Raw genomic sequence first — 995 nt, forward strand, 5'->3', positions numbered from 1 at the left:
ATAACGATTTAGTTTAAGATTTAATTTAATTGCTTCAATTTATAATTTGCTATTAGTATCTTTTTAAAAATATTTACAATTATTTTAATAGGTTATGCAAGAAGTCTATTATTGTTATTTTTAACAATACTTTTATTGTCAATCTTAGTTTTTTCTTTTTCTATTAAAGCATCAACTTCTAATTGTGTATAATATGCTTCTAAATCTATCATTGTTAAATCAATACTTTCTTCTTGAAAAGTACGAAACATTTTCTTTAAAGTTGTTAAATTAGCCAATGATTTTGCATAAGTGGGCAGTAGGCCTTGTCATGTTGCCATAGGATCATTTTGTGAAGAATAATTAATATCACCAACACTCATATTTGCCGAAGTAAAAAATTCAATTGGAATACGGTTAAATGTTAAATGTTCAATAGTAATAAACACCATATTAATACAAATTTTCTTTAATAATGGGTCTTTAAATGTTTCAAACTTTAATTTTGAAAATGGATAATTCAAATAGGAATTAATCATATTTTGTGCTCTCAAAGCAAATGTTTTAAATCATAATTCTACATCATCTTTAAAGAACTTATTGTAACGAACTGGAACTTGTGTAATTTTACCTGTCATTGGAATAAAATTATTATAATTTTTCAAAGTAACATTTTGTCATAATTCATTTAACATTTAATCATCTCCTTATCATTTAATTTTTTTAGAATATATTTTCTTTGATATAAATTTTTTACTATTTAGTAATGTTTTTGTTTTAATTGTTTTTTTTAAATCTTGTTTTGTTCTGAGTTGTTTGTATGTTTGAAATACTAGTCCATTACCCAATAAACCAGTGACCGCACTATCTTCTAGCGTATTTAACAATTTATCTTTATTAAAGTTATTTTTAAATTAGACTTCTTGCATAACCTAGTTATTTTAAAATTCCTATAAAATATATTTAAAATAGAAATTATAGGAATCTAAAATTATGAAATTTGATAAATTTGATTW

2 protein-coding genes are annotated in these 995 nt (G+C 22.3%); both read right to left on the reverse strand.

Annotation, left to right across the window (positions count from 1 at the left end):
* Positions 1 to 92 precede the first annotated feature (92 nt).
* The gene (locus tag EHV01_RS05935) at positions 93 to 674 is read right to left on the reverse strand and encodes a hypothetical protein (protein WP_422066657.1); all 582 of its coding nucleotides are present in this window, start codon (positions 672 to 674) and stop codon (positions 93 to 95) included.
* A 12-nt stretch (positions 675 to 686) separates the two neighbouring features.
* Positions 687 to 866, reverse strand: coding sequence for a hypothetical protein (locus tag EHV01_RS05940; protein WP_422066658.1), 180 nt, complete (start codon positions 864 to 866; stop codon positions 687 to 689).
* Positions 867 to 995: the final 129 nt, after the last annotated feature.

Origin of the sequence: Spiroplasma sp. hy2, assembly GCF_044714365.1 — a bacterium.
Lineage (GTDB): Bacteria > Bacillota_I > Bacilli_A > Mycoplasmatales > Mycoplasmataceae > Spiroplasma > Spiroplasma phoeniceum.